General features: G+C 65.0%; 8 protein-coding genes and 1 pseudogene. 6 read left to right on the forward strand and 3 right to left on the reverse strand.

Annotated features, from left to right (window positions below; genetic code table 11):
* The first annotated feature begins 76 nt into the window (after window positions 1–76).
* Window positions 77–1,285 (forward strand): glycine C-acetyltransferase, encoded by a 1,209-nt coding sequence (gene kbl, locus WJW29_RS08755; RefSeq protein WP_011260125.1) that lies wholly within the window; start codon window positions 77–79, stop codon window positions 1,283–1,285.
* A 2-nt stretch (window positions 1,286–1,287) separates the two neighbouring features.
* On the forward strand, window positions 1,288–1,680 hold the full coding sequence (locus WJW29_RS08760) for a hypothetical protein (protein WP_011409307.1): 393 nt from the start codon (window positions 1,288–1,290) through the stop codon (window positions 1,678–1,680).
* Here WJW29_RS08760 and WJW29_RS08765 read toward each other — a convergent pair.
* From WJW29_RS08765 to WJW29_RS08775, 3 genes are all read right to left on the reverse strand, one after another.
* Window positions 1,631–2,491: a pseudouridine synthase gene (locus tag WJW29_RS08765; protein WP_011260126.1), complete on the reverse strand. Its 861-nt coding sequence runs from the start codon at window positions 2,489–2,491 to the stop codon at window positions 1,631–1,633. The two genes, WJW29_RS08760 and WJW29_RS08765, sit on opposite strands and share 50 nt — an antisense overlap.
* 19 nt (window positions 2,492–2,510) lie before the next feature.
* Window positions 2,511–3,020, reverse strand: a complete 510-nt coding sequence (locus tag WJW29_RS08770; protein ID WP_011260127.1) for a hypothetical protein — start codon at window positions 3,018–3,020, stop codon at window positions 2,511–2,513.
* A 192-nt stretch (window positions 3,021–3,212) separates the two neighbouring features.
* Window positions 3,213–4,310 carry an OmpA family protein gene (locus WJW29_RS08775; protein WP_011409308.1) on the reverse strand — a complete coding sequence of 366 codons (1,098 nt, stop codon included), beginning with the start codon at window positions 4,308–4,310 and terminating at the stop codon, window positions 3,213–3,215.
* A 415-nt stretch (window positions 4,311–4,725) separates the two neighbouring features.
* On the opposite strand from WJW29_RS08775, the gene WJW29_RS08780 reads away from it, so the two are divergent.
* From WJW29_RS08780 to WJW29_RS08795, 4 genes and pseudogenes are all read left to right on the forward strand, one after another.
* Entirely contained in the window at window positions 4,726–5,748 is a 1,023-nt protein-coding gene (locus tag WJW29_RS08780) for a zinc-binding alcohol dehydrogenase family protein (protein ID WP_011260129.1), read from the forward strand.
* A gap of 207 nt (window positions 5,749–5,955) precedes the next feature.
* Complete coding sequence (locus WJW29_RS08785; protein WP_011260130.1) at window positions 5,956–7,995, forward strand: NADPH-dependent 2,4-dienoyl-CoA reductase; 2,040 nt, start codon at window positions 5,956–5,958, stop codon at window positions 7,993–7,995.
* A gap of 161 nt (window positions 7,996–8,156) precedes the next feature.
* Window positions 8,157–9,464, forward strand: coding sequence for an MFS transporter (locus WJW29_RS08790; protein WP_041182257.1), 1,308 nt, complete (start codon window positions 8,157–8,159; stop codon window positions 9,462–9,464).
* 108 nt (window positions 9,465–9,572) lie between these two features.
* Window positions 9,573–9,812, forward strand: a pseudogene (locus tag WJW29_RS08795) (transposase); the annotation flags it as partial.

Consider the following 9,812-nt stretch of genomic DNA (forward strand, 5'->3'; position numbering starts at 1 on the left):
ATGCCGATTTTGTATGACGTAGTGGTATGCCACCGTGATCGTTAACATTGCGCTTCTTTCTGCCACTGCGACCGCCATGACCACCGCTCCCGCCGCGCTGACCGCCCATTACGCCGCCGAACTGGACGCGATCCAGGCCCAGGGCCTGTTCAAGTCCGAGCGCATCATCACCGGCCCGCAGTCGGCCCAGATCACCCTGGCCGATGGCCGCCGCGTGCTGAATTTCTGCGCCAACAATTATCTGGGCCTGGCCGATCACCCGGACATCATCCAGGCCGCCAAGGACGCGCTGGATAGCCACGGCTTCGGCATGGCCTCGGTGCGCTTCATCTGCGGCACCCAGGATCTGCACAAGCAGCTCGAACGCACCATCGCCGAGTTCTTCGGTACCGAAGACACCATCCTCTACGCGGCCTGCTTCGATGCCAACGGCGGCCTGTTCGAGCCGCTGCTCGGCGAGCACGACGCGATCATTTCCGACGCGCTCAACCATGCGTCCATCATCGACGGCGTGCGCCTGTGCAAGGCCAAGCGCTTCCGCTACGCCAACTGCGACATGGTCGACCTGGAGGCGCAGTTGCAGGCCGCCGACGCCGCCGGCTGCAAGACCAAGCTGATCACCAGCGACGGTGTGTTCTCGATGGACGGCTTCATCGCGCCGTTGGACGAAATCACTGCCCTGGCCCGCAAGTACAACGCGCTGGTGCATATCGACGAATGCCACGCCACCGGCTTCCTCGGTGCCACCGGCCGCGGCTCGGCCGAGGTCAAGGGCGTACTCGACCAGATCGATATCTTCACCGGCACCCTGGGCAAGGCCATGGGTGGCGCTCTCGGTGGCTTCACCACCGCCAAGCGAGAGGTGATCGAGCTGCTGCGCCAACGTTCGCGCCCCTACCTGTTCTCCAACTCGTTGCCACCGCACGTGGTGGCCGCCGGCATCAAGGCCTTCGAGATGCTGGATGCCGCCGGCGAGCTGCGCACGCAGCTGGTCGACAACACCACGTATTTCCGCGCACGCATGACCGCCGCCGGTTTCGACGTCAAACCCGGCGTGCATCCGATCAGCCCAGTGATGCTGTACGAGGCACCGCTGGCGCAAAAATTCGCCGAGCGTTTGCTGGAAGAAGGCATCTACGCCATTGGTTTTTTCTTCCCGGTGGTACCCAACGGGCAAGCGCGTATCCGCACTCAGATCAGCGCGGCGCATACGCGCGAGCACCTGGATCAAGCGATCGCCGCATTCATCAAGATCGGGCGCGAACTGAAGGTGATCGACGCCTGAGCATGCGCACGGCGCTGCGCCAACGGCTGCTGCTGGCGGCGCAGACCGATGCGCAGGCGCAACTGCTCGACGGTCATTGGCATACGCGCTGCCTGCACTGCCGCCTGCATCTGCAGGTGCGCGCCGACGGCGAGCCGCTTGGCCACACCACGCTGGAACACGTGGTGCCGCAAGCCTGGTTCGGGCGGCACGCAGCGGCGGCGCTGTGCGCGTTGGTGGGCGACGATGCCAACGATGCGCGCGATCTGGCGCTGGCCTGCGCCGGCTGCAATCACGCCAAAGGCCGCCGTCACGATGCCAACGGCGCCGGCGACCCGCGCGCTTACGAGGTGGTCAGCGCCCTGCTCAGCGCGCGTCTGGCGCGCTGGCGTGCGCCGCCGGTACCAACGCCCTGACTTCTTCGGCACTCAGCATCCGCCACGCGCCTTTGCCGAGCTCGCCCATCGCCAGCGGACCGATCGCCACGCGCATCAGCCGCAGCACACCGATGTCCACGGCAGCCAATAGCCGGCGGATCTGCCGATTACGGCCTTCGTCCAGCACGATTTCCAGCCAGGCATTGCGCTCGCCTTCGCGCAGCACGCTGACCTGCTTGGCGCGCAACAGCATACCCTCGCCCTCAGGATCCGGGTCGACCACACCGGCCTGCAGCTGCGCCAGTTGCGCGACATTAGGCAGGCAATCGATCTGCACGTGATAGGTCTTGTCCGGCCCGGTCGCCGGGTCGGTCACCGTCGCCGCCCACTGCGGATCGTTGCTGAAGAGCAGCAGGCCTTCGCTGGCCTTGTCCAAGCGCCCGACCGGGGCGATCCACGGCAAACCGGCACCATCGAAACAGCGATAGACCGTGTCCCTGCCCTGCTCATCGCGCACGGTAGTGACCACGCCGCGCGGCTTGTTGAGCATCAAATAGCAACGCGCCGGCCCTGTCAGCGGCTGCCCGTCGACGGTGATTGAGAATTGCTGATCGGCGCGGATTGGAAATTCGGGATCGCGCACCACGCGTGCCGAGACGCTGACGCGGCCATCGGCGATCCAACGCGCCGCCTCGGTGCGCGAACACACACCGAGCTTGGACAACACGCGCGCCAGCCCATGGCGTGGCGCGGCATTGGCGGGTGCAGCAACGTGGGCACGCGTTGCGCCTGCCGCTCCCGGACCACGCTGACGTTGCCGGGACGTTGCCGGCGGTGGCCGCCGGGGCATGCCGTCCCGACCGCGCGGCTTACTTATTCTCGACCGGCTTGGCGTCGGCCGCAGGTGCGGCGGGCGCTGCCGGTGCCGCGCCAGCGGCCGGACGTGCCTTGACCACGCGCACACCGCGCGCCTTCATCCAGGCATCGAATTCTTCTGCCGTCATGCGCTTGCCGTTCTGGCTCATGTCGAAGCGCCACGGGGTGTTGTCGAACGCCGTCTTGGCCTTGTAGGCCGCCGGATCGTTCGGGTTGACGGTGCCGCCGGGCGGAATGACCTTGGCCAGATCCTGGCAACCTTCCACGCGCAGGCGCAGCAGTACGCGGTCCACCGACTGGTCGCTGCTGTAGGGCTGTGCCAGCACGCCGGTGGGCATACCCAACTGCACGCTGCGGGTGTAGAACTCGGCAGCCGCCGGTGCGACGACGGTAGCGGGCAACGGCAGTGGCTGGGACACCGTGCTGCCAGCGCAGTTCGTAGCGGCGTAGGCGGCGGGAATCAGAGCGAGACAGAGCAGTCCTGCCGTAGCGGTACGCAGCATCGGGTTCTTCCAAGTATGAGTGTGGTTTTGACGCGGCGAGTGTAGGCAGCGATGAACGCTGTTTCAACAGGAACCGTGCCGGGATGACAACACAGACAGGATCAGCAGCGCTTGAGCGCGCTTTTCCAGGGCCTGCATAGACAAAACCCGGCGCAAGGCCGGGTTTTGTCTGCAACAACGCTAGCGGTCCAATTAGTTCTGGACGTTCAACTCGGTACGACGGTTCTTCGCACGGCCTTCCGGATTGTCGGAACCATCCGGGTTGGTGTTCGGAGCAATCGGACGGCTCTTGCCGTAGCCGATCGGACCGACCAGACGCGACGCATCGACGCCGTTCTTGGTCAGGTAGTCGTACACGGTGGTCGCACGACGCTCGGACAGCTTCTGGTTGTACGCGTCGGTACCCTTCGAGTCGGTGTGACCGGCAACCTCGACCTTCAGGTCGGGGTAGCGCTTCAGGATTTCGGTCGCTTCGCTCAGGATCGAGATCGCGTCCGGACGCAGGGTCGACTTGTTGAAGTCGAAGTTCACGCCCTTCAGGTCGATCGAGACAGGCACCGGGCAACCGTCCGGACCGATGGTCTGGCCAGGCTGCGAGTTCGGGCACTTGTCGTCGCAGTTGTTGACGCCGTCACCGTCGTCATCCAGATCGGCGCAGCTCGGAGCAACCGGAGCCGGAGCCGGCGGCGGAGCGGTCGACGGAGCCGGTCCCAACGGGATCACGACGCCGACCGAAGCCAGCACGTCGCCGAACCAGTTTTCGCGCGGAGCGGCGACGCTCTGGTCGTTGAAGTCAGCGCGATAGGCCAACTCGGCACGCACGGCGACGCGCTTGTCGAAGGTGGTCTGCAGACCGACACCAGCCTTGGCGGCAAAGTTGCCGTCCTTACGCTGGCCCGGCGACACCGGGTTCGGGGTCGCGTCGAATTCTTCTTCCGAACGCTGATAGCCCAGACCGAACAGCAGGTAGGGGTTCCAGCCGCGGCCTTCCTGGATGAAGTGGCGACGCAGGTCGAACGAGATGCCGTACTGGCTCCAGTTCAGATCCTGGTTGGCGTCGAAGTTCGGGTTCTGATAGTTCAGTTCACCGTCGATCGACCAGTTCGGGCTCACGAACTTGCCCAGGCCCAGGGTCACGAACGGGGCATCATTGGTCAAACGATCGCGGTCCTGGAAATTGAAGCCAGCGCTACCGGTCAGGTACCAACGGTCGTCGAACTCCTGCGCGGAAGCAGCCTGGGCAACTGCCAGACCGCCAAGCAACGCGGCAGTGAGAATTTTCTTGTTCATTTATACAGCTCCTTCTTTGGGAGATAAAACCGATAGAGACATTGTTCTTGGTAAAGATGCTCGTCACATCCAGAGCCATCGGGGCGCAGATTAAGCCGGCCTCGGTGAAGATCGCGTTAACGGTCATATAACATGTGAAAGCAATCACCAGGTCCCGCAATCCCACGCAATACTACGTATACAGTTTCATGAAGGAAAGGACCGGGCATCCAATTCGGGGGTCGGACCTGCATGAACGGCAGCCCAATTAAGCTGACTGAAGAGGCTTCCAGACCGACTGATATTTAGCGTTCCAAGCGCTGCCGAAAACCACATTGGTGAACGCCAAGCCCCGTTCGAGCTGAAGTGTGGGGTTGATGGTTGCAGACGACTTACTCCACAACGCACCCTGAACTTCCCGCTCCGGAGCGCCCCGATGAAAGCCGTCGCCCTCACCCGCCATCTTCCGATCGATGACCCCGAGTCGTTACTCGACCTGGAACTTCCGACGCCTGCAGCGCCATCGGGGTATGACTTGTTGGTGCGGGTGGAAGCGATCTCGGTGAATCCAGTCGATACAAAGGTGCGCGCGCCCAAGCCACAGCCGCTGCAGGCGCCGAAGATCCTGGGCTACGACGCAGCCGGGGTGGTCGAGGCGGTGGGCCCGGAGGTCACGGCGTTCGCCGTCGGCGACGAGGTCTACTACGCAGGCGATATCGGTCGGCAAGGCAGTAACGCGCAGTACCAGCTGGTGGATGCACGCATCGCCGGATGCAAGCCGACCTCACTGAGCTTCGCGCAGGCGGCCGCGCTGCCGCTGACCACCCTGACCGCATGGGAGCTGCTGTTCCAGCGCATGCCGTTTGCCTTCGACGGTGCGCGCAATCGCGGCAGGCATCTGTTGATCATCGGCGGCGCTGGCGGCGTGGGCTCCATCGCGATCCAGTTGGCGCGGCATGCCGGCTTCACGGTGATTGCCACCGCATCGCGGCCGGAGAGCATCGAATGGGTACGTCAAATGGGCGCGCACCACGTGATCGATCATCACCAACCACTGCAACCGCAGCTGCAGGCGCTGGGGATGGAGACAGTGGATGCAGCGCTCAATCTGGCCGACACCGACCGCTACTGGCAGCAACTGGGTGAAGTGCTCGCGCCGCAGGGGCATGTGGGCTTGATCGTGGAGCCGCGCGGGCCGCTATCGATCGGCGACCCCTACAAGTCCAAGTGCATCGGCATCCATTGGGAACTGATGTTCACCCGCGCGCGCTACGCGACCGAGGATATGGTCGAGCAGCACCGCATCCTCAACCGGGCCGCCAGCCTGATTGATGCCGGCGAGCTGCGCACCACGCATACGCAAACGCTGTCGCCGATCAATGCGCAACACCTGCGCGAGGCGCACCGCCGTCTGGAAAGTGGCAACACGATCGGTAAGTTAGTCCTGGCCGGTTGGTAATGCACCGGCCGGGCAGGGTTGGCCGGCGCTCTGCGCCTCGGTGCGCAGAGCGCCGGCGCATCGGGGCGCGGTTTGTGCAGGCGGCAGCGAAGGCGTATTGCTGACCGAGCCCCGCGGCGCCCAACGGCAGCGCTGGATGCCTGAGGACTTGCCGCCTGCCGCGTTTGACGGCATCGTGCGCACTCCGTACGCAAGCGTATCCACATCATGTCGCCCGCCACCGGCCCGTCCGTCTCACCCTTCCCGCACCTGTTCACCCCGCTCGACCTGGGCTTCACCCAACTCCGCAACCGCGTTCTGATGGGCTCGATGCACACAGGCCTGGAAGATCGTGCGCGCGATTTCCCCAAGCTGGCGGCGTATTTCGCCGAGCGCGCTGCCGGCGGCGTGGGCCTGATCGTCACCGGCGGGTTCTCGCCGAACGTGGTGGGTTGGCTCAAGCCATTCGGTGGCAAGTTGTCCTGGCCGTGGGAAGTGCGCCCACATCGCCAGGTCACCCGCGCCGTCCACGAACACGGGGCCAAGATCTGCCTGCAACTGCTGCATGCCGGGCGCTATGCCTACCACCCGCTGTCGGTGGCGCCGTCCAAGCTCAAGGCACCGATCACCCCGTTTACCCCACGCGCCTTGTCGGCCAGCGCCGTGGACCGGCAGGTCGTCGCCTATGCACGCGCCGCGCGGCTGGCACGCGAGGCCGGCTACGACGGCGTCGAGGTGATGGGCTCGGAAGGCTATCTGATCAACGAATTCACCGCCGCGCGCACCAATCAGCGCAGCGACGCGTGGGGCGGCGATGCCAGCAAGCGCATGCGTTTTGCCGTGGAGATCGTGCGGCGCATCCGCGAGGCCTGTGGACCGGATTTCATGATCATCTATCGGCTGTCGCTGGTGGATCTGGTCGAAAACGGCAATCAATGGCAGGAAATCCTGGCGCAGGCGCAAGCGATCGAAGCGGCCGGCGCGACCATCATCAATTCCGGTATCGGCTGGCACGAAGCGCGCATCCCCACCATCGCCACTTCGGTGCCGCGCGCCGCGTTTGCCGGCGTCACCGCCAAGCTCAAGCCGCATCTGCGCATTCCGGTGGTCGCAACCAACCGCATCAACATGCCGGACGTGGCCGAACGCCTCCTGGCCGACGGTGCGGCAGACATGGTGTCGCTGGCGCGCCCGCTGCTGGCCGACCCGCAGTGGACCAACAAGGCGCGCGCCGGGCAGTCGCACGCCATCAATACGTGCATCGCCTGCAACCAGGCCTGCCTGGACCACGTCTTCGACAACAAGTTGGCCACCTGCCTGGTCAATCCACGCGCTGCGCACGAGACCGAACTCAACTACACGCCGACCACCACGCCCAAGCGCATCGCCGTGGTCGGCGCAGGCCCGGCTGGCTTGGCCTGCGCGACAGTGGCAGCAGAACGGGGGCACCGGGTGACCTTGTTCGATGCAAGCGATGCGATCGGTGGGCAATTCAATGTCGCCAAACGCATCCCGGGCAAGGAGGAATTCAACGAGACCTTGCGCTATTTCGGCCATCGCATCGAGGCGACCGGCGTGCAACTGCGCTTGAGTACCCGCGTGCAGGCGGCTGATCTGAAAGACTTCGACGAGATCGTGCTGGCGACCGGCATCGAGCCACGCAAGGTGGATTTCCCCGGCGCCGATCATCCGATGGTGGTGAGCTATCTCGATGTCGTGCTGGGCCGCCACGTGGCCGCCGACAAGGTGGCGATCATCGGTGCGGGCGGTATTGGCTTTGATGTCGGTGAATTTCTGGTACACACGGGTGAATCGCCGTCGCTGGACCCGCAACGCTGGATGGCCGAATGGGGCGTGGACCCGAGCTTCGAAACACGCGGCGCGTTGACCAAACCGCAGCCGGCGCGCCCTGCCCGCCAGGTCTGGTTGTTGCAGCGCAGCCCCGGCAAGCCCGGTGCGCGCCTGGGCAAGACCACCGGCTGGATCCACCGCGCCACGCTCAAGGCCAAGGGCGTCAAGATGCTCGGCAGCGTGGAATACCTGGGCGTGGACGATGCCGGTCTGCGCATTCGCGCGGAAGGCAGCGAGCAGTTGCTCGACGTCGGCACGGTGGTGGTATGCGCCGGGCAGGAGCCGCGTCGCGCATTGTTAGCCGCGCTGCAAGCCAACGGCCAGCAGCCGCATTTGATCGGTGGCGCGGATGTGGCGGCCGAACTGGACGCCAAACGCGCGATCAACCAGGCGAGCCGGCTGGCCGCGACGTTGTAAGGGTTTCGCCAGGACGGGGTCACGACGCCGCCGCTGCGGTCGGGTCTGGTTGCAATGCTGACCTGCATGCGGCGTGACCAACGCCAACATGCGCGCGGATGCCCTGGTCCGCACTGGCCGCCTTCTTTTTCCTGTCGTGCGGCTCGGCTATAACCACTCGCATGTCATTGCCACCGCACGCATTACCTCCTGCACTACCGTCTGCCGCATTGCTTGCCTACGCGGCAGCGCATTTCGGCAAGAGCCTGCTCTGGTACATCGGCGAATTGCTGCTGATTTTTGCGTTGACCGAATATGTTGGACTGAGTTCTGTGGCGGCGGGCTTCTCAGTGGCCGCCGGCCTGCTGATCAGCGCAGCGATGGGCGTCTTCGCGGCGCGCCGCTGGCGCCCGGGGGCCAATCTGGCTTGGGCCGGACGATCGCAATGGCACGGCATTGCCTGGGCCGCGATTGCGTTATCGCTGCTGTTTCTGACGCCGCTGCTGCCACCGGCAATGCGCTTGGTCTGCGTGCTCCTTGTCAGCCTGCCCTTCCGTATCGCTTACGCGGTCGGCGATGTCGCCCAGAACACCTTGATCGGGTTGGCGCGTTGGCCTTGGCGGGGCGCGCGCGGCGTCAGCGCACTGCGCCTGATCGGCAGCGGATTGGCTGCGTTGTCGATCAGTGCGGCAATCGGCTTGTTGTTGCGCGCCGGCGAACAGACATCCGCATCGATTGCGCTGGCCTTCGTGGCGACCGTCAGCGCGATCGCACTGCTGTCTGCATGGTGGCTTCGGCAGTCTCTGCAGACGCATGTGGTGGCAACCACTGGTGCGCCCTCGCCGGCTCCGACGCTGCGCTGGCAACGACAGCGTCTGCTGCCGCCATCGGTGATTGCGGCGCTGTCGCTGGCCCTGCCGACCTTTACCAAGCTCGCGCCGTATCTGGCACAAACCGGTCGCAGCTCGCCGGGCTGGAGCTGCGCGGTGCTGACCGGTTATGCGGCAGGCACGATCCTGGTGCAGCCGCTGGCGTCACGCTGGCTCACCACCGCCTTGCGGCGCCTAGGAGCCAGCGGCGTCGTGCTGACGGCCTTCGGGCTGCTGTTTGCGCTGGATGCGGCCAGGCACGTGTGGCTGGATGGAGCGCTCGCGTTGGGCATGGGCATGGCGGCCGGCACCGCTGGGCACTGGGTCTGGGCACGGCATGCTGAACTGGCCTGCAGCCACTCGGCCGCTCAGCAGGCCAACAGCATCGCCATCCTCACCGCCAGCGCGCAGGTGGCGCTGGCGATCGGCAGCGCACTGATCGGTCTGTTGTTGAGTGCCTGCGACTCCAGCGACCGTCGCCACGAGGCGCTAGCATGGGCGATGGCGTTGGGTCCGGTGGTGTGCGGCCTTTTGTGCGTGCTGTTGGCCTGGGCCGGTAGCCTGGCCTTGCCGCTCAGACGAAAAACGCCCGCTGCAGCGGCGACGTCCCCCCAAGTTTGAGTAGCACCTCAGTTTGGAGTCCAATTCCCTAACCCGAGGAGATTGGACGTGAAGAAGCGTTTTTCCGAAGAGCAGATCATCGGCTTCCTGCGCGAAGCCGAGGCCGGCATGCCGATCAAGGACCTGTGCCGACGGCATGGCTTCAGTGAGGCGTCCTACTACCTGTGGCGCAGCAAGTTCGGCGGCATGAGCGTGCCCGATGCCAAGCGGCTCAAGGACCTGGAGGCCGAGAACACGCGACTGAAGAAGTTGCTGGCCGAGCAGGTGTTCCAGAACGACCTGATCAAGGATGCGCTGCAAAAACAATGGTGAGCGCACCGGCGCGTCGTGCGCTGGTGCGCGAGTGGA

The sequence above is a fragment of the Xanthomonas sp. JL1 genome, from assembly GCF_038405005.1.